Genomic DNA, 15,702 nt, shown 5'->3' with positions numbered 1-15,702 from the left:
CTGATGCAATCAGGAAGTGTGCGATTGCAGGTAGTTCTCGAGACCGATCAGCTTGATCAGGCCCAACTGCTTTTCCAGCCAGTAGGTGTGATCTTCTTCGGTATCGTTGAGCTGAACGCGCAAGATCTCGCGGCTGACGTAGTCCTTGTGCTGCTCGCAAAGCTCAATGCCTTTGCACAGCGCGGCGCGGACTTTGTATTCGAGGCGCAGATCCGCTTCGAGCATGTTCGGCACCGTAGTGCCGACATCCAGATCATCCGGACGCATGCGGGGAGTGCCTTCGAGCATCAGGATTCGGCGCATCAGGGCATCAGCATGACCCGCCTCTTCTTCCATCTCGTGGTTGATTCGCTCGTAGAGCTTGGTGAACCCCCAGTCCTCATACATCCGCGAATGAACGAAATATTGATCACGCGCGGCCAGTTCGCCGGTCAGCAACGTGTTGAGGTAATCGATTACGTCTGGGTGGCCTTGCATCGCCCTACATCTCCCTACTTGAAAGTCTGTAGTTTGAACCAACCTGACTGTAAGGTCACTCGCTTAGCGCAATAAAAGCGAAGATATTCTGAGAAAAGCAGCCTAAATAACGCAAAAACCGCCCTAATGAGGGCGGTTCTGCTTCTCGTTTAGACTTCGTTAAGCTGTACGTTGAGCAGCTTTGCGATTGCTTCTCCATACGCCGGATCAGCTTTGTAGAAATGCTGCAGCTGGCGATCGACAACATCGCTCGAAACACCCGCCATCGCACCGGCAATGTTGCTGACCAGCAATGCTCTTTGCTCGTCGCTCATCAGGCGGAACAGCGCACCGGCGTGGCTGTAGTAATCGGTGTCCTCGCGATGATCATAGCGATCAGCCGCGCCACTCAAGGCCAACGCAGGCTCGGCGTAATGCGGAGCTTGTTTTGGCGATTCGATGTAGCTGTTCGGCTCGTAGTTAGGTGCAGCACCACCATTGCTGCCGAAAGCCATCGAACCGTCGCGCTGGTAGGTGTTCACCGGACTGCGTGGCGCATTCACCGGCAATTGCTGGTGGTTGGTGCCAATACGGTAGCGATGTGCGTCGGCGTAGGCGAACACGCGACCTTGCAGCATGCGATCCGGCGACAGCCCTACACCTGGAACCATGTTGCTCGGACCGAATGCAGCTTGCTCGACCTCGGCAAAGTAATTTTGTGGATTGCGGTTGAGTTCCAGCTCACCCACTTCAATCAGTGGGAATTCTTTCTGCGACCAGGTTTTGGTCACATCGAACGGATTCTCGTAATGCGCGGCGGCCTGAGCCTCCGTCATGATCTGGATGCATACCCGCCATTTCGGGAAATCACCGCGCTCGATGGCTTCGAACAGGTCTCGCTGGGCGTAATCCGGATCAGTACCTGCCAGACGAGCAGCGTCGGCCGGTGCAAGGTTCTTGATCCCTTGCTTTGTCTTGTAATGCCACTTCACCCAATGACGCTCACCTTGAGCACTGAGCAAGCTGTAGGTGTGACTGCCGAAACCGTGCATGTGACGGTAGCCGTCGGGAATACCGCGATCCGAGAACAGAATGGTGACCTGGTGCAGCGCTTCAGGCGAATGCGACCAGAAATCCCACATCATCTGTGCACTTTTCAGATTGCTCTGCGGCAGACGCTTCTGGGTGTGGATGAAATCTGGAAACTTCAGCGGATCACGAATGAAGAACACCGGGGTGTTGTTGCCAACGATGTCCCAGTTGCCTTCTTCGGTGTAGAACTTCAGGGCAAAACCGCGCGGGTCACGCTCGGTATCGGCCGAACCACGCTCGCCACCAACGGTGGAAAAGCGCAGGAAAGTCGGGGTTTGCTTGCCGACAGATTCGAACAGCTTGGCGCTGGTGTATTCGGTGATATCGCGGGTAACGGTGAAAGTACCGTAGGCACCCGAGCCTTTGGCGTGAACGCGACGCTCAGGGATGTTTTCGCGGTTGAAATGGGCGAGCTTCTCGATCAGGTGAAAATCGTCGAGCAGCAGCGGGCCTCGTGGGCCGGCGGAGCGGGAATTCTGGTTATCAGCGACAGGTGCGCCACTGGCGGTCGTAAGCGTTTTGGTCTGGCTCATACGGTCTTCTTCCTCTGTCAGTCATGTAACTGCCGGCTAATCGGCTTGATGGCAGTATTGATCATCCATGTGACACCCACAAATTCATTAACTTGCGGACATCGATAGAAAATTACTAACGATCAAAGCCATGACATAGTGACAACAGAAGGGTGTCGGAAGCTTGTATGGACAGCGCATTTATTACGGACACAAAAAACCGGGCACTAGGCCCGGTTCTTTGTTTCAGACTGACGTCTTACTCGGCGGATACAGCTTCGCCAGCAGTAGCACGATCAACCAACTCGACGTACGCCATAGGCGCGTTGTCGCCAGTGCGGAAACCGCACTTGAGGATGCGCAGGTAGCCACCCTCACGGGTAGCGTAACGCTTGCCCAGGTCGTTGAAGAGCTTACCAACGATAGCTTTCGAACGGGTACGGTCGAAAGCCAGACGGCGGTTAGCCAGGCTGTCTGTCTTGGCCAGAGTGATCAGCGGCTCAGCAACGCGACGCAGTTCTTTGGCTTTTGGCAGAGTAGTTTTGATCAGCTCGTGCTCGAACAGCGACACTGCCATGTTCTGGAACATAGCCTTGCGGTGCGAGCTGGTGCGGCTCAGGTGACGACCACTTTTACGATGACGCATGGTTCATTCCTTACCAAACACTACGTTCGGTGATTACGACGATCAGGCAGTCGCCTTGTCGTCCTTCTTAAGACTTGCAGGCGGCCAGTTGTCGAGGCGCATGCCGAGGGACAGACCGCGGGAGGCCAGAACGTCCTTGATTTCAGTCAAGGATTTCTTGCCCAGGTTCGGAGTCTTCAACAGCTCTACTTCGGTACGCTGAATCAGGTCACCGATGTAGTAGATGTTTTCCGCCTTAAGGCAGTTAGCCGAACGTACAGTCAGTTCCAGATCGTCAACCGGGCGAAGCAGGATCGGATCGATCTCGTCTTCCTGCTCGACAACCACTGGTTCACTGTCACCTTTGAGGTCGACGAACGCAGCCAACTGCTGTTGCAGAATGGTTGCAGCGCGGCGAATAGCCTCTTCAGGATCCAGAGTACCGTTGGTTTCCAGATCAATAACCAGCTTGTCCAGGTTAGTACGCTGCTCGACACGGGCGTTTTCCACCACGTATGCGATACGGCGAACCGGGCTGAACGAAGAGTCAAGCTGCAAGCGACCGATGCTGCGGCTTTCGTCTTCATCGCTCTGACGCGAGTCTGCTGGTTCATAACCACGACCACGAGCTACGGTGAGCTTCATGTTCAGGGCGCCGTTAGACGCCAGGTTAGCGATTACGTGATCGGGATTAACGATCTCGACATCATGATCCAGCTGAATATCGGCAGCGGTAACCACCCCCGAACCCTTCTTCGACAAGGTCAGCGTAACTTCGTCACGACCGTGCAGCTTGATGGCCAGACCTTTAAGGTTCAACAGGATTTCAATTACGTCTTCCTGTACACCTTCGATGGCGCTGTACTCGTGGAGCACACCGTCAATCTCGGCCTCGACTACTGCGCAGCCGGGCATTGAGGACAACAGGATGCGTCGCAGCGCGTTGCCCAGGGTGTGGCCAAAACCACGCTCGAGAGGCTCGAGAGTGATCTTGGCGCGGGTTGGACTGACAACCTGCACATCAATATGGCGGGGTGTCAGGAACTCATTTACCGAAATCTGCATGGATGCACCTATTTTCTAGCCCTTACTTGGAGTAGAGCTCGACAATCAGGCTTTCGTTGATGTCGGCGGACAGATCACTGCGAGCAGGAACGTTCTTGAAAACGCCCGACTTCTTCTCAGTGTCTACTTCTACCCATTCTACGCGGCCACGTTGGGCACACAGATCGAGAGCTTGGACAATGCGAAGTTGGTTTTTTGCTTTCTCGCGAACTGCAACCACGTCACCAGCACGAACCTGGTAAGACGGAACGTTTACGGTCTGACCGTTAACGCTGATCGACTTGTGCGATACCAGCTGACGGGATTCGGCACGAGTAGAACCAAAGCCCATACGGTATACAACGTTGTCCAGACGGCATTCGAGCAGTTGCAGCAGGTTTTCACCGGTTGCACCTTTCTTGCCAGCAGCTTCTTTGTAGTAGCCGCTGAATTGACGCTCGAGAACGCCGTAGATACGACGGACCTTCTGCTTTTCACGCAGTTGGGTGCCGTAATCGGACTGGCGACCGCGGCGTTGGCCGTGGATACCAGGTGCTGCTTCAATGTTGCACTTCGATTCGATCGCGCGCACGCCGCTCTTCAGGAAGAGATCGGTGCCTTCGCGACGAGCGAGTTTGCATTTTGGACCAATGTAACGAGCCATTCTTTACAATCTCCTGGATTACACGCGGCGCTTCTTCGGCGGACGGCACCCGTTGTGCGGGATTGGCGTCACGTCGGTGATGCTGGCGATCTTGTAGCCACAGCCATTCAAAGCGCGGACTGCGGATTCACGACCTGGACCTGGACCTTTGACGTTGACGTCGAGGTTTTTCAGGCCATATTCCAGCGCAGCTTGACCAGCACGTTCAGCAGCTACTTGAGCAGCAAACGGGGTGGACTTGCGGGAACCGCGGAAACCCGAACCACCGGAGGTAGCCCAGGAAAGAGCGTTACCTTGACGGTCGGTAATGGTCACGATGGTGTTGTTAAAAGATGCATGGATGTGGGCGATGCCATCAACCACTGTCTTTTTAACTTTTTTACGAGGACGAGCAGCAGGTTTTGCCATGATTAAATTCCTGTCGATTCGCTGGGGCGATTACTTGCGGATCGGCTTACGCGGACCTTTACGGGTACGCGCGTTAGTCTTGGTACGCTGACCGCGTACTGGAAGACCACGACGATGACGCAGACCGCGATAGCAACCGAGGTCCATCAAGCGCTTGATTTTCATGTTGATTTCGCGACGCAGGTCACCTTCAGTGGTGAACTTCGCCACTTCGCCACGCAGCTGTTCAATTTGCTCGTCGCTCAGATCTTTGATCTTTGCTGCTGGGTTTACCCCAGTTTCTGCACAGATCTTCTGTGCAGTTGTGCGACCAACACCATAGATGTAGGTCAGCGAGATAACAGTATGCTTGTTATCTGGAATGTTAACGCCTGCAATACGGGCCATTCAGTGGGACTCCAATTGACAGCTACCTACGCCCCGGAAGCCAAGAAATAGGGCGCGAGATAATATCGCTGTAATAACAAATAATCAACCCGGCAGCGCACTAGCTGCCGGGCTTGAAGCACAATCACACTCAGCCTTGGCGCTGTTTGTGACGCGGTTCCGCGCTGCAAATTACTCGAACAACACCTTCGCGGCGAATAATTTTGCAGTTACGGCACAGCTTTTTCACCGATGCACGAACTTTCATCACCAACTCCTCGAACCTTATGGGTACTCAGCGCAACATGCCGCTGCCGTAACCCTTCAGGTTGGCTTTCTTCATCAGGGATTCGTACTGGTGCGAAACGAGGTGCGATTGTACTTGGGACATGAAGTCCATCACAACCACGACGACGATCAGCAACGAGGTCCCGCCAAGGTAGAACGGTACGTTGGCTGCAACCACCAGGAACTGGGGCAGCAGGCACACGGCCGTCATGTAAAGAGCACCGAACATGGTCAAGCGAGTCAGAACGCCATCAATATAGCGCGCAGACTGCTCACCTGGACGGATGCCCGGAATAAAGGCACCGGACTTCTTCAGGTTTTCCGCTACGTCTTTCGGATTGAACATCAACGCCGTATAGAAGAAGCAGAAGAAAATAATCCCTGCACTAAACAGCAGAATATTCAACGGCTGACCAGGAGCGATCGACTGCGAGATGTCCTGCAACCAGCCCATACCTTCAGACTGACCGAACCAGGCACCCAACGAAGCCGGGAACAGCAAAATGCTGCTCGCGAAAATAGCCGGAATAACGCCGGCCATGTTCACCTTCAGCGGCAAGTGGCTTGTCTGCGCAGCAAAAACCTTGCGGCCCTGCTGACGCTTGGCGTAGTGAACAGCAATACGACGCTGACCACGCTCAATGAACACCACGAAACCGATAATCGCTACTGCCAGCAAACCGATGGCAACCAGGGCAAAGATATTGATATCGCCCTGACGTGCAGACTCGAAAGACTGCCCGATTGCTCTCGGAAGACCGGCGACGATACCCGAAAAAATCAACATCGAGATACCGTTACCTACACCACGCTCAGTAATCTGCTCACCCAGCCACATCATGAACATCGCACCAGCCACAAAAGTGGATACCGCGACGAAATGGAAGCCAAAGTCACCAGTGAACGCCACGCCCTGCCCCGCCAGACCAATGGACATGCCAATAGCCTGAACGAGAGCGAGAACGACGGTGCCGTAGCGGGTGTACTGGCTGATCTTGCGACGGCCAGCTTCACCTTCCTTCTTCAACTGCTCCAGCTGTGGGCTGACGGCTGTCATCAATTGCATGATGATCGATGCCGAAATGTACGGCATGATCCCCAGTGCAAAGATGCTCATCCGCTCCAGCGCACCGCCGGAAAACATGTTGAACAAGCTAAGAATGGTCCCCTCATTCTGTCGAAACAGGTCTGCGAGTCGGTCCGGGTTGATACCTGGAACCGGGATGTGTGCGCCTATTCGGTAGACGATAATCGCCAGGAACAGAAAACGCAGACGAGCCCAGAGTTCAGACATACCGCCTTTGCCGAGCGCAGAGAGAGCACCTTGCTTAGCCATTTATTCCTCGAACTTGCCGCCAGCTGCTTCGATAGCCGCACGCGCACCTTTGGTGGCGCCGATTCCCTTGCCGATAGTGACAGCGCGAGTCACTTCACCGGACAGCATGATTTTCACACGCTGTACGTTGACGTTGATCACGTTGGCATCTTTCAGGGACTGCACAGTAACGATGTCGCCTTCCACTTTAGCCAGCTCGGACAGACGCACTTCTGCGCGATCCATGGCCTTCAGGGAAACGAAACCGAACTTCGGCAGACGACGATGCAGCGGCTGTTGACCGCCTTCAAAGCCTGGAGCGATGGTGCCACCGGAGCGGGAGGTTTGACCTTTGTGGCCACGGCCACCAGTCTTACCCAAACCGCTACCGATACCACGGCCCGGACGATGCTTTTCGCGACGGGAACCCGGCGCTGGACTCAGATCATTGAGTTTCATCGATTAACCCTCGACACGCAGCATGTAGTAAGCCTTGTTGATCATCCCGCGATTCTCGGGAGTATCCAGGACTTCTACAGTGTGACCGATGCGACGCAGACCCAGACCCTTAACGCACAGTTTGTGGTTAGGGATGCGGCCGGTCATGCTTTTGATCAGCGTTACTTTAACGGTAGCCATGATCAGAAGATCTCCTTAACACTTTTGCCACGCTTGGCGGCAATGGACTCAGGAGATTGCATAGCTTTCAAACCTTTGAAAGTGGCGTGAACCACGTTTACCGGGTTAGTCGAGCCGTAGCACTTGGCCAGAACGTTCTGAACGCCAGCAACTTCGAGGACAGCACGCATAGCGCCGCCAGCGATGATACCGGTACCTTCAGAAGCAGGCTGCATGTACACCTTCGAAGCGCCGTGAGCGGACTTCATTGCGTACTGCAGAGTGGTACCGTTCAGATCAACTTGGATCATGTTGCGGCGAGCAGCTTCCATTGCCTTCTGGATCGCAGCAGGCACTTCACGTGACTTGCCACGGCCGAAGCCAACACGCCCTTTACCATCACCAACCACGGTCAACGCGGTGAAAGTGAAGATACGGCCGCCTTTAACGGTTTTGGCTACGCGGTTAACTTGAACCAGCTTCTCAATGTAGCCTTCGTCGCGCTTTTGGTCGTTATTTGACATAACTTAGAACTCCAGCCCAGCTTCACGAGCAGCATCAGCCAGCGCTTTAACGCGGCCGTGGTACTTGAAGCCAGAGCGGTCGAAAGCCACTTGCGAGACGCCAGCGGCCTTAGCACGCGTAGCGACCAGCTGGCCAACCTTAGTGGCCGCGTCGATGTTGCCAGTGGCACCATCACGCAGTTCTTTATCCAAAGTCGAGGCGCTTGCCAGGACTTTGTTGCCGTCGGCCGAGATGACCTGGGCGTAGATGTGCTGCGACGAGCGGAACACGCAGAGACGCACGACTTCGAGTTCGTGCATTTTCAGGCGTGCTTTGCGAGCGCGACGCAGTCGAGTAACTTTTTTGTCGGTCATTTGCTATGCCCTACTTCTTCTTGGCTTCTTTACGACGGACGACTTCGTCCGCGTAGCGCACACCTTTGCCTTTGTACGGCTCTGGTGGACGGAAGTCGCGGATCTCAGCGGCCACTTGACCTACCAGCTGCTTATCGATGCCCTTGATCAGGATATCGGTCTGGCTAGGAGTCTCAGCGGTGATGCCTTCCGGCAGTTCGTAATCCACTGGGTGCGAGAAGCCAAGGGCCAGGTTCAGAACCGTGCCTTTTGCTTGCGCTTTGTAACCAACACCGACCAGCTGGAGCTTGCGCTCGAAGCCTTGGCTTACGCCTTGGACCATGTTGTTTACCAACGCACGCGTGGTACCTGCCATTGCGCGAGTTTGTTGATCGCCATTGCGAGCAGCGAAACGCAGCTCACCAGCTTCTTCAACGATCTCAACGGACGAATGGATGTTCAGTTCAAGAGTGCCCTTGGCACCCTTCACCGAAAGCTGTTGGCCTGCGAATTTTACTTCGACACCGGCTGGCAGCTTAACGGGGTTCTTAGCGACGCGAGACATGCTTATCCCCCCTTAGAACACAGTGCAAAGAACTTCGCCGCCGACACCGGCAGCGCGCGCAGCACGATCCGTCATCACACCTTTGTTGGTGGAGACGATAGACACGCCAAGACCGCCACGAACTTTCGGCAGATCTTCAACGGACTTGTACTGACGCAGGCCTGGACGACTAACGCGCTTCACTTCTTCGATGACCGGACGGCCTTCGAAGTACTTCAGCTCGATGGACAACGACGGCTTAGCGTCGGTGGTGATCTGAAAACCCGCGATGTAACCTTCGTCCTTCAGGACTTTTGCTACAGCCACCTTCAACGTGGAAGACGGCATGCTTACGACGGACTTTTCAGCCATCTGGGCATTACGGATTCGAGTTAGCATGTCCGCTAACGGGTCCTGCATACTCATGGGCTAGACGCTCCTAATACAAAAAAATTAGCCTTGCGGCTACTACTTGTCGCCGAGAAACTCCGGGCAAGAAAAACACGGGCTCAGGCGAGCCGGTCATTCTAGACACACCCCAGAAATGAATCAAGCCCCAAAAGGGGCTTGATTCAGATTCAAGGCCACCGATGGTCAGGTTCTTGCGAACCCGAACATCAAGGCTTTGACAGCAATTACCAGCTGGCTTTAACCAGACCTGGTACATCGCCACGCATTGCCGCTTCACGCAGTTTGTTACGGCCAAGGCCGAACTTGCGGTAAACGCCGTGCGGACGACCAGTCAGGCGGCAACGGTTACGCATGCGCGCAGCGCTTGCGTCACGTGGTTGCTTCTGCAGAGCTACTGTAGCTTCCCAACGCGCTTCTGGACTTGCGTTCAGATCAACGATGATAGCTTTCAGTGCTGCACGCTTGGTGGCGTACTTGGCAACGGTGAGCTGACGCTTCAGCTCACGGTTCTTCATGCTCTTCTTGGCCATTTTCCTACTCCAATCAGTTGCGGAACGGGAATTTGAAAGCACGCAGCAGAGCGCGGCCTTCATCATCGTTCTTGGCAGTGGTGGTCAGGGTAATGTCCAGACCGCGGAGAGCATCGATCTTGTCGTAGTCGATTTCCGGGAAAATGATCTGCTCTTTCACGCCCATGCTGTAGTTACCACGACCATCGAAGGACTTGGCATTCAGGCCGCGGAAGTCGCGAACCCGAGGCAGGGAGATCGACAGCAGACGATCCAGGAACTCGTACATACGCTCACGGCGCAGAGTCACTTTGACGCCGATCGGCCATCCTTCACGGACTTTAAAGCCAGCGATGGATTTACGAGCGTAGGTCACAACGACTTTTTGGCCGGTGATCTTTTCCAGGTCAGCAACAGCGTGCTCGATGACTTTTTTGTCGCCGATCGCTTCGCCCAGACCCATGTTCAAGGTGATTTTGGTAACGCGCGGAACTTCCATCACGTTCGAAAGCTTAAGTTCTTCCTTAAGTTTCGGAGCGATTTCCTTCCGGTAAATCTCTTTTAGTCGTGCCATGGTCTTCTACCTAGCAGTGTTCAAGCATCAACCGCTTTTTGGGTCGACTTGAAGACACGAATTTTCTTACCGTCTTCTACTTTGAAACCAACGCGGTCAGCCTTGTTGGTTTCGCCGTTGAAGATGGCGACGTTAGAAGCGTGCAATGGCGCTTCTTTCTCGACGATACCGCCCTGTACGCCCGACATCGGGTTAGGCTTGGTATGACGCTTGACCAGGTTCAGACCACCAACAACCAGACGGTTGTCAGCAAGAACCTTCAGCACCTTACCGCGCTTACCTTTGTCTTTGCCGGCGATCACGATGATCTCGTCGTCACGACGAATCTTTTGCATGTCGGATCTCCTTACAGCACTTCTGGGGCGAGCGAGACGATCTTCATGAACTTCTCAGTACGAAGTTCACGGGTCACTGGCCCAAAGATACGGGTGCCGATCGGCTCTTGCTTGTTGTTCAGAAGAACAGCAGCGTTGCCATCAAAGCGGATAATGGAGCCATCAGCACGACGTACGCCGTGACGAGTGCGGACTACAACAGCAGTCATCACTTGGCCTTTTTTCACTTTACCGCGAGGAATTGCTTCCTTCACGGTAACTTTGATGATGTCACCGATACCAGCGTAACGACGATGGGAGCCACCCAGCACCTTGATGCACATAACGCGGCGTGCGCCGCTGTTATCGGCCACATCGAGCATGGATTGAGTCTGAATCATATAATTTCTCCGACCCCTAGTCCTTAGACTTCCACAGCGCGTTCGAGAACATCAACCAGTGCCCAAGACTTGGTCTTGGCCATCGGACGAGTTTCACGAATAGTGACTTTGTCGCCGATGTGGCACTGATTGGTTTCGTCGTGCGCGTGCAGCTTAGTCGAACGCTTAACGTATTTACCGTAGATCGGGTGCTTAACGCGACGCTCGATCAGAACGGTGATGGTTTTGTCCATCTTGTCGCTGACAACACGGCCAGTCAGCGTACGGACAGTTTTTTCGGCTTCAGCCATGATCACTTACCTGCCTGCTGGTTGAGCACAGTCTTCACGCGAGCAATGTCACGCTTAACTTGCGAGAGCAGATGAGACTGCCCCAACTGGCCAGTTGCTTTCTGCATACGCAGATTGAACTGGTCGCGCAGCAAGCCGAGCAGTTGCTCGTTCAGCTGCTGTGCGGATTTTTCACGAAGTTCATTCGCTTTCATCACATCACCGTCCGTTTAACAAAGGAGGTGGCGAGCGGCAGCTTTGCAGCAGCCAGGGCGAAAGCCTCACGCGCCAGCTCTTCAGAAACACCCTCGATTTCATACAGGACTTTGCCTGGCTGAATCTGGGCAACCCAGTATTCGACGTTACCCTTACCTTTACCCATCCGAACTTCGAGTGGCTTTTTGGAAATAGGCTTGTCCGGGAATACACGGATCCAGATCTTGCCGCCACGTTTAACGTGACGGGTCAGTGCACGACGCGCTGACTCGATCTGACGAGCGGTGAGACGACCACGAGCTACAGACTTCAGCGCGAACTCGCCGAAGCTGACTTTGCTACCGCGCTGAGCCAGACCACGGTTGTGGCCTGTCATCTGCTTGCGGAACTTCGTACGCTTAGGTTGCAACATTTGGCGTACCCCTTACTTAGCAGCTTTTTTACGAGGCGCTGGTGCTTGTGGTTTCAGCTCTTCTTGGCGACCACCAATAACTTCGCCTTTGAAGATCCAAACCTTTACACCGATCACACCGTAAGTGGTGTGAGCTTCGTAGTTGGCATAGTCGATGTCGGCACGCAGGGTGTGCAATGGCACACGACCTTCGCGATACCATTCAGTACGTGCGATTTCAGCACCGCCGAGACGACCGCTCACTTGGATTTTGATGCCTTTGGCACCAATGCGCATTGCGTTCTGTACTGCGCGCTTCATAGCGCGACGGAACATTACACGGCGCTCCAGCTGCTGAGCTACGCTCTGCGCAACCAGCATACCGTCGAGCTCCGGCTTGCGGATCTCTTCGATATTGATGTGCACAGGCACACCCATTTGCTTGGTCAGGTCCTGACGCAGTTTCTCAACATCTTCACCTTTCTTCCCGATAACAATACCTGGACGAGCGGTGTGGATGGTGATACGTGCAGTTTGGGCCGGACGATGGATATCGATACGGCTTACGGACGCGCTTTTTAGTTTGTCTTGGAGATACTCGCGCACCTTCAGATCAGCGAACAAATAGTCCGCATAAGTCCGACCGTCTGCGTACCAGACGGAGGTGTGCTCCTTGACGATTCCCAGGCGAATGCCAATGGGATGTACTTTCTGACCCATCTCTTCGACTCCGTTACTTGTCAGCAACCTTGACAGTGATATGGCAAGACCGCTTGACGATGCGATCAGCACGGCCTTTGGCACGTGGCATGATGCGCTTCAGCGAACGCCCTTCGTTGACGAAAACGGTGCTGACCTTAAGGTCATCAACGTCTGCGCCTTCGTTATGCTCGGCGTTGGCTACGGCCGACTCCAGCACTTTTTTCATGATCTCGGCGGCTTTCTTACTGCTGAAAGCCAACAAGTTGAGCGCTTCGCCCACCTTCTTCCCGCGAATCTGGTCGGCGACCAAGCGGGCTTTCTGGGCGGAGATTCGAGCGCCCGACAACTTAGCGGCTACTTCCATTTCCTAACCCCTTAACGCTTGGCTTTCTTGTCAGCCACGTGCCCGCGATAAGTGCGGGTACCGGCGAACTCGCCCAGTTTGTGGCCGACCATGTCTTCGTTAACGAGAACTGGGACGTGTTGACGACCGTTGTGTACTGCGATGGTCAGACCGACCATTTGTGGCAGGATCATCGAACGACGCGACCAAGTCTTAATTGGTTTGCGATCGTTCTTTTCCGCCGCCACTTCGATCTTCTTCAGTAGGTGAAGATCAATAAAAGGACCTTTTTTCAGAGAACGTGGCACTGTCGTATCCCTCTATTTACTTGCGACGACGGACGATCATTTTGTCGGTACGCTTATTACCACGAGTCTTCGCGCCCTTAGTCGGGAAGCCCCATGGCGATACCGGATGACGACCACCAGAGGTACGACCTTCACCACCACCATGTGGGTGGTCAACCGGGTTCATGGCAACACCACGAACGGTTGGGCGAACGCCACGCCAGCGTTTGGCACCAGCTTTACCCAGCGAACGCAGGCTGTGCTCGGAGTTCGAGACCTCGCCCAAGGTCGCACGGCATTCAGCCAGTACTTTACGCATTTCACCGGAACGCAGACGCAGGGTCACGTAAACGCCTTCACGAGCGATCAGCTGAGCCGAAGCACCAGCGGAACGAGCGATTTGTGCGCCTTTACCTGGCTTCAGTTCGATGCCGTGTACGGTGCTACCAACTGGAATGTTGCGCAGTTGCAGAGCGTTGCCCGGCTTGATCGGCGCCAAAGCACCTGCGATCAGCTGGTCGCCAGCGCTCACGCCTTTAGGGGCGATGATGTAGCGACGCTCGCCATCTGCGTACAGCAGCAGAGCGATGTGAGCAGTACGGTTTGGATCGTATTCGATACGCTCGACAGTGGCAGAGATGCCATCTTTGTCGTTGCGACGGAAATCGACCAGACGATAATGCTGCTTATGACCACCACCGATGTGACGAGTGGTAATACGGCCATTGTTGTTACGACCACCAGTCTTCGATTTTTTCTCGAGCAGCGGTGCGTGAGGAGCGCCTTTATGCAGCTCCTGGTTGACCACCTTGACCACAAAACGGCGGCCAGGGGAAGTCGGTTTGCATTTAACGATTGCCATGATGCACCCCTTCCTTACTCAGCACTGCTGCTGAAATCGAGATCTTGGCCTGGCTGAAGGGAGATAACTGCCTTCTTCCAGTCATTACGCTTGCCCAGACCGCGAGCTGTGCGCTTGCTTTTACCCAGAACGTTCAGGGTAGTAACACGCTCAACTTTCACGCTGAACAGGCTTTCGACGGCCTTCTTGATTTCCAGCTTGGTTGCGTCAGTTGCAACCTTGAAAACGAACTGGCCTTTCTTGTCAGCCAGAACCGTAGCCTTCTCGGAAACGTGCGGGCCAAGCAGAACTTTAAATACGCGTTCCTGGTTCATCCCAGCAGCTCCTCGAATTTCTTCACGGCCGACACGGTGATCAACACCTTGTCGTATGCGATCAGACTAACTGGATCGGAACCTTGCACGTCACGTACATCAACGTGTGGCAGGTTGCGAGCAGCCAGGTACAGGTTCTGATCAACAGCGTCGGACACGATCAGAACGTCGGTCAGGCTCATGTTGTTCAGTTTGCCCAGCAGATCTTTGGTTTTCGGAGTTTCAACAGCGAAATCCTGAACCACGATCAGACGATCAGTACGCACCAGCTCAGCAAGGATGGAACGCATTGCTGCGCGATACATCTTCTTGTTCAGCTTTTGGGAGTGATCCTGTGGACGAGCTGCGAAAGTGGTACCGCCGCCGCGCCAGATTGGGCTACGGATAGTACCGGCACGAGCACGGCCAGTACCTTTCTGACGCCAAGGGCGCTTACCGCCACCACGAACGTCGGAACGGGTCTTTTGCTGCTTGGTACCTTGACGGCCGCCGGCCATGTAGGCCACGACTGCTTGGTGAACCAGAGTCTCGTTGAACTCGCCGCCAAACGTCAGTTCGGAAACTTCGATCGCTTGAGCGTCATTTACATTTAATTGCATGTCAGCTTCCCCTTAACCGCGAGCCTTGGCTGCTGGACGTACAACCAGGTTGCCGCCAGTAGCGCCAGGAACAGCACCCTTGACCAACAACAGATTGCGTTCAGCGTCCACGCGCACTACTTCCAGGGACTGCACGGTCACGCGCTCAGCGCCCATATGACCGGACATTTTTTTGCCCTTGAATACACGACCAGGAGTCTGGCACTGGCCGATAGAGCCTGGGACGCGGTGGGATACGGAGTTACCGTGGGTGTTATCTTGCCCGCGGAAGTTCCAACGCTTGATCGTACCCTGGAAGCCTTTACCCTTGGACTGACCGGTTACATCAACCAGTTGACCAGCGGCGAAGATTTCAGCGTTGATCAGATCGCCGGCCTGGTAGTCGCCATCTTCAAGACGGAACTCCATTACGGTACGACCAGCGGCTACGTTCGCTTTAGCGAAGTGGCCAGCCTGAGCTGCTGTTACACGCGAAGCACGACGCTCGCCGACAGTGACTTGCACTGCACGATAGCCATCGGTCTCTTCAGTTTTGAACTGGGTGACGCGATTCGGTTCGATCTCAATGACCGTGACCGGAATGGAGACACCTTCTTCGGTGAAAATACGGGTCATACCGCATTTACGACCGACTACACCAATAGTCATGTTGTAAACCTCATGAGTGTACGGGGCTTTCACCCGCTATGGCCGCCCATTTCAGAGCGTTACACGACTAAGA

General features: G+C 54.5%; 29 protein-coding genes. All 29 read right to left on the bottom strand.

Going from position 1 to position 15,702, the window contains the following annotated elements:
- Window positions 1-9: 9 nt before the first annotated feature.
- A complete protein-coding gene (gene bfr / locus ACTWLJ_RS10295) occupies window positions 10-477 on the bottom strand; it encodes a bacterioferritin (RefSeq protein WP_401220638.1) in 468 nt (155 codons plus the stop codon).
- 149 nt (window positions 478-626) lie between these two features.
- Entirely contained in the window at window positions 627-2,081 is a 1,455-nt protein-coding gene (locus ACTWLJ_RS10290) for a catalase (protein ID WP_445180733.1), read from the bottom strand.
- A 238-nt stretch (window positions 2,082-2,319) separates the two neighbouring features.
- Complete coding sequence (rplQ, locus tag ACTWLJ_RS10285) at window positions 2,320-2,706, bottom strand: 50S ribosomal protein L17 (RefSeq protein ID WP_007918448.1); 387 nt, start codon at window positions 2,704-2,706, stop codon at window positions 2,320-2,322.
- Between the two features lie 42 nt (window positions 2,707-2,748).
- Entirely contained in the window at window positions 2,749-3,750 is a 1,002-nt protein-coding gene (locus ACTWLJ_RS10280) for a DNA-directed RNA polymerase subunit alpha (protein ID WP_003186012.1), read from the bottom strand.
- 22 nt (window positions 3,751-3,772) lie between these two features.
- On the bottom strand, window positions 3,773-4,393 hold the full coding sequence (rpsD, locus tag ACTWLJ_RS10275) for a 30S ribosomal protein S4 (RefSeq protein ID WP_003176404.1): 621 nt from the start codon (window positions 4,391-4,393) through the stop codon (window positions 3,773-3,775).
- Between the two features lie 18 nt (window positions 4,394-4,411).
- Window positions 4,412-4,801, bottom strand: a complete 390-nt coding sequence (gene rpsK, locus ACTWLJ_RS10270; protein ID WP_002555466.1) for a 30S ribosomal protein S11 — start codon at window positions 4,799-4,801, stop codon at window positions 4,412-4,414.
- Between the two features lie 30 nt (window positions 4,802-4,831).
- A complete protein-coding gene (gene rpsM, locus ACTWLJ_RS10265; protein WP_009045849.1) occupies window positions 4,832-5,188 on the bottom strand; it encodes a 30S ribosomal protein S13 in 357 nt (118 codons plus the stop codon).
- Window positions 5,189-5,318: 130 nt separating this feature from the next.
- Window positions 5,319-5,435, bottom strand: coding sequence for a 50S ribosomal protein L36 (rpmJ, locus tag ACTWLJ_RS10260; protein ID WP_002555468.1), 117 nt, complete (start codon window positions 5,433-5,435; stop codon window positions 5,319-5,321).
- A gap of 27 nt (window positions 5,436-5,462) precedes the next feature.
- Window positions 5,463-6,791, bottom strand: a complete 1,329-nt coding sequence (secY, locus tag ACTWLJ_RS10255) for a preprotein translocase subunit SecY (RefSeq protein WP_003228718.1) — start codon at window positions 6,789-6,791, stop codon at window positions 5,463-5,465.
- Window positions 6,792-7,229 (bottom strand): 50S ribosomal protein L15, encoded by a 438-nt coding sequence (rplO, locus tag ACTWLJ_RS10250; RefSeq protein WP_003228720.1) that lies wholly within the window; start codon window positions 7,227-7,229, stop codon window positions 6,792-6,794.
- Between the two features lie 3 nt (window positions 7,230-7,232).
- The gene (gene rpmD, locus ACTWLJ_RS10245) at window positions 7,233-7,409 is read right to left on the bottom strand and encodes a 50S ribosomal protein L30 (RefSeq protein WP_003186033.1); all 177 of its coding nucleotides are present in this window, start codon (window positions 7,407-7,409) and stop codon (window positions 7,233-7,235) included.
- Between the two features lie 2 nt (window positions 7,410-7,411).
- Window positions 7,412-7,912: a 30S ribosomal protein S5 gene (gene rpsE, locus ACTWLJ_RS10240; RefSeq protein ID WP_003186035.1), complete on the bottom strand. Its 501-nt coding sequence runs from the start codon at window positions 7,910-7,912 to the stop codon at window positions 7,412-7,414.
- A gap of 3 nt (window positions 7,913-7,915) precedes the next feature.
- The gene (rplR, locus tag ACTWLJ_RS10235) at window positions 7,916-8,266 is read right to left on the bottom strand and encodes a 50S ribosomal protein L18 (protein WP_003186037.1); all 351 of its coding nucleotides are present in this window, start codon (window positions 8,264-8,266) and stop codon (window positions 7,916-7,918) included.
- Between the two features lie 10 nt (window positions 8,267-8,276).
- Window positions 8,277-8,810: a 50S ribosomal protein L6 gene (rplF, locus tag ACTWLJ_RS10230; RefSeq protein ID WP_003176412.1), complete on the bottom strand. Its 534-nt coding sequence runs from the start codon at window positions 8,808-8,810 to the stop codon at window positions 8,277-8,279.
- 12 nt (window positions 8,811-8,822) lie between these two features.
- The gene (gene rpsH / locus ACTWLJ_RS10225; protein WP_007955638.1) at window positions 8,823-9,215 is read right to left on the bottom strand and encodes a 30S ribosomal protein S8; all 393 of its coding nucleotides are present in this window, start codon (window positions 9,213-9,215) and stop codon (window positions 8,823-8,825) included.
- Between the two features lie 209 nt (window positions 9,216-9,424).
- Window positions 9,425-9,730, bottom strand: coding sequence for a 30S ribosomal protein S14 (rpsN, locus tag ACTWLJ_RS10220; protein ID WP_007918460.1), 306 nt, complete (start codon window positions 9,728-9,730; stop codon window positions 9,425-9,427).
- A 13-nt stretch (window positions 9,731-9,743) separates the two neighbouring features.
- Window positions 9,744-10,283 (bottom strand): 50S ribosomal protein L5, encoded by a 540-nt coding sequence (gene rplE / locus ACTWLJ_RS10215; protein ID WP_003210069.1) that lies wholly within the window; start codon window positions 10,281-10,283, stop codon window positions 9,744-9,746.
- Window positions 10,284-10,303: 20 nt separating this feature from the next.
- The gene (gene rplX, locus ACTWLJ_RS10210) at window positions 10,304-10,618 is read right to left on the bottom strand and encodes a 50S ribosomal protein L24 (protein WP_003186046.1); all 315 of its coding nucleotides are present in this window, start codon (window positions 10,616-10,618) and stop codon (window positions 10,304-10,306) included.
- Between the two features lie 11 nt (window positions 10,619-10,629).
- Complete coding sequence (gene rplN, locus ACTWLJ_RS10205; RefSeq protein ID WP_002555479.1) at window positions 10,630-10,998, bottom strand: 50S ribosomal protein L14; 369 nt, start codon at window positions 10,996-10,998, stop codon at window positions 10,630-10,632.
- A 23-nt stretch (window positions 10,999-11,021) separates the two neighbouring features.
- On the bottom strand, window positions 11,022-11,288 hold the full coding sequence (gene rpsQ, locus ACTWLJ_RS10200) for a 30S ribosomal protein S17 (RefSeq protein ID WP_003194644.1): 267 nt from the start codon (window positions 11,286-11,288) through the stop codon (window positions 11,022-11,024).
- Window positions 11,289-11,290: 2 nt separating this feature from the next.
- The gene (gene rpmC / locus ACTWLJ_RS10195) at window positions 11,291-11,482 is read right to left on the bottom strand and encodes a 50S ribosomal protein L29 (protein WP_002555481.1); all 192 of its coding nucleotides are present in this window, start codon (window positions 11,480-11,482) and stop codon (window positions 11,291-11,293) included.
- Window positions 11,482-11,895 (bottom strand): 50S ribosomal protein L16, encoded by a 414-nt coding sequence (gene rplP, locus ACTWLJ_RS10190; protein WP_003176421.1) that lies wholly within the window; start codon window positions 11,893-11,895, stop codon window positions 11,482-11,484. Before rplP ends, rpmC begins: the two co-directional genes overlap by 1 nt.
- Before the next feature lie 12 nt (window positions 11,896-11,907).
- Window positions 11,908-12,594: a 30S ribosomal protein S3 gene (gene rpsC / locus ACTWLJ_RS10185; protein WP_003176422.1), complete on the bottom strand. Its 687-nt coding sequence runs from the start codon at window positions 12,592-12,594 to the stop codon at window positions 11,908-11,910.
- 13 nt (window positions 12,595-12,607) lie between these two features.
- Window positions 12,608-12,940, bottom strand: coding sequence for a 50S ribosomal protein L22 (rplV, locus tag ACTWLJ_RS10180; protein WP_003103908.1), 333 nt, complete (start codon window positions 12,938-12,940; stop codon window positions 12,608-12,610).
- 11 nt (window positions 12,941-12,951) lie between these two features.
- The gene (gene rpsS, locus ACTWLJ_RS10175; protein WP_003228731.1) at window positions 12,952-13,227 is read right to left on the bottom strand and encodes a 30S ribosomal protein S19; all 276 of its coding nucleotides are present in this window, start codon (window positions 13,225-13,227) and stop codon (window positions 12,952-12,954) included.
- Between the two features lie 16 nt (window positions 13,228-13,243).
- Entirely contained in the window at window positions 13,244-14,068 is an 825-nt protein-coding gene (gene rplB / locus ACTWLJ_RS10170; protein WP_003176423.1) for a 50S ribosomal protein L2, read from the bottom strand.
- A 14-nt stretch (window positions 14,069-14,082) separates the two neighbouring features.
- The gene (gene rplW / locus ACTWLJ_RS10165; protein ID WP_002555488.1) at window positions 14,083-14,382 is read right to left on the bottom strand and encodes a 50S ribosomal protein L23; all 300 of its coding nucleotides are present in this window, start codon (window positions 14,380-14,382) and stop codon (window positions 14,083-14,085) included.
- The gene (rplD, locus tag ACTWLJ_RS10160) at window positions 14,379-14,981 is read right to left on the bottom strand and encodes a 50S ribosomal protein L4 (RefSeq protein ID WP_445180732.1); all 603 of its coding nucleotides are present in this window, start codon (window positions 14,979-14,981) and stop codon (window positions 14,379-14,381) included. The genes rplW and rplD overlap by 4 nt, the downstream gene beginning before the upstream one ends.
- A gap of 12 nt (window positions 14,982-14,993) precedes the next feature.
- Window positions 14,994-15,629: a 50S ribosomal protein L3 gene (gene rplC, locus ACTWLJ_RS10155; RefSeq protein ID WP_003194649.1), complete on the bottom strand. Its 636-nt coding sequence runs from the start codon at window positions 15,627-15,629 to the stop codon at window positions 14,994-14,996.
- Window positions 15,630-15,702: the final 73 nt, after the last annotated feature.

It is taken from the genome of Pseudomonas sp. McL0111 (assembly GCF_052567255.1).
Note: the sequence above shows the minus strand (reverse complement) of the source record. Positions and strands in the feature narration are given on the sequence as shown.

Excerpts from the sequence above, each read along its gene's own strand:
- bfr (WP_401220638.1), bottom strand. The coding sequence starts at position 477 with ATGCAAGGCCACCCAGACGTAATCGATTACCTCAACACGTTGCTGACC.
- rplD (WP_445180732.1), bottom strand. The coding sequence starts at position 14,981 with ATGCAATTAAATGTAAATGACGCTCAAGCGATCGAAGTTTCCGAACTG.
- rplO (WP_003228720.1), bottom strand. The coding sequence starts at position 7,229 with ATGAAACTCAATGATCTGAGTCCAGCGCCGGGTTCCCGTCGCGAAAAG.
- rplR (WP_003186037.1), bottom strand. The coding sequence starts at position 8,266 with ATGACCGACAAAAAAGTTACTCGACTGCGTCGCGCTCGCAAAGCACGC.
- rplQ (WP_007918448.1), bottom strand. The coding sequence starts at position 2,706 with ATGCGTCATCGTAAAAGTGGTCGTCACCTGAGCCGCACCAGCTCGCAC.
- rplE (WP_003210069.1), bottom strand. The coding sequence starts at position 10,283 with ATGGCACGACTAAAAGAGATTTACCGGAAGGAAATCGCTCCGAAACTT.
- rplN (WP_002555479.1), bottom strand. The coding sequence starts at position 10,998 with ATGATTCAGACTCAATCCATGCTCGATGTGGCCGATAACAGCGGCGCA.
- rpsQ (WP_003194644.1), bottom strand. The coding sequence starts at position 11,288 with ATGGCTGAAGCCGAAAAAACTGTCCGTACGCTGACTGGCCGTGTTGTC.
- secY (WP_003228718.1), bottom strand. The coding sequence starts at position 6,791 with ATGGCTAAGCAAGGTGCTCTCTCTGCGCTCGGCAAAGGCGGTATGTCT.
- rplB (WP_003176423.1), bottom strand. The coding sequence starts at position 14,068 with ATGGCAATCGTTAAATGCAAACCGACTTCCCCTGGCCGCCGTTTTGTG.
- rplP (WP_003176421.1), bottom strand. The coding sequence starts at position 11,895 with ATGTTGCAACCTAAGCGTACGAAGTTCCGCAAGCAGATGACAGGCCAC.
- rpsD (WP_003176404.1), bottom strand. The coding sequence starts at position 4,393 with ATGGCTCGTTACATTGGTCCAAAATGCAAACTCGCTCGTCGCGAAGGC.
- rpsN (WP_007918460.1), bottom strand. The coding sequence starts at position 9,730 with ATGGCCAAGAAGAGCATGAAGAACCGTGAGCTGAAGCGTCAGCTCACC.
- rpsH (WP_007955638.1), bottom strand. The coding sequence starts at position 9,215 with ATGAGTATGCAGGACCCGTTAGCGGACATGCTAACTCGAATCCGTAAT.
- rpmD (WP_003186033.1), bottom strand. The coding sequence starts at position 7,409 with ATGGCTACCGTTAAAGTAACGCTGATCAAAAGCATGACCGGCCGCATC.
- rpmJ (WP_002555468.1), bottom strand. The coding sequence starts at position 5,435 with ATGAAAGTTCGTGCATCGGTGAAAAAGCTGTGCCGTAACTGCAAAATT.
- rplF (WP_003176412.1), bottom strand. The coding sequence starts at position 8,810 with ATGTCTCGCGTCGCTAAGAACCCCGTTAAGCTGCCAGCCGGTGTCGAA.
- rplW (WP_002555488.1), bottom strand. The coding sequence starts at position 14,382 with ATGAACCAGGAACGCGTATTTAAAGTTCTGCTTGGCCCGCACGTTTCC.
- ACTWLJ_RS10280 (WP_003186012.1), bottom strand. The coding sequence starts at position 3,750 with ATGCAGATTTCGGTAAATGAGTTCCTGACACCCCGCCATATTGATGTG.
- rpsM (WP_009045849.1), bottom strand. The coding sequence starts at position 5,188 with ATGGCCCGTATTGCAGGCGTTAACATTCCAGATAACAAGCATACTGTT.
- rpsE (WP_003186035.1), bottom strand. The coding sequence starts at position 7,912 with ATGTCAAATAACGACCAAAAGCGCGACGAAGGCTACATTGAGAAGCTG.
- rpsC (WP_003176422.1), bottom strand. The coding sequence starts at position 12,594 with ATGGGTCAGAAAGTACATCCCATTGGCATTCGCCTGGGAATCGTCAAG.
- rplV (WP_003103908.1), bottom strand. The coding sequence starts at position 12,940 with ATGGAAGTAGCCGCTAAGTTGTCGGGCGCTCGAATCTCCGCCCAGAAA.
- rplC (WP_003194649.1), bottom strand. The coding sequence starts at position 15,629 with ATGACTATTGGTGTAGTCGGTCGTAAATGCGGTATGACCCGTATTTTC.
- rpmC (WP_002555481.1), bottom strand. The coding sequence starts at position 11,482 with ATGAAAGCGAATGAACTTCGTGAAAAATCCGCACAGCAGCTGAACGAG.
- ACTWLJ_RS10290 (WP_445180733.1), bottom strand. The coding sequence starts at position 2,081 with ATGAGCCAGACCAAAACGCTTACGACCGCCAGTGGCGCACCTGTCGCT.
- rpsK (WP_002555466.1), bottom strand. The coding sequence starts at position 4,801 with ATGGCAAAACCTGCTGCTCGTCCTCGTAAAAAAGTTAAAAAGACAGTG.
- rplX (WP_003186046.1), bottom strand. The coding sequence starts at position 10,618 with ATGCAAAAGATTCGTCGTGACGACGAGATCATCGTGATCGCCGGCAAA.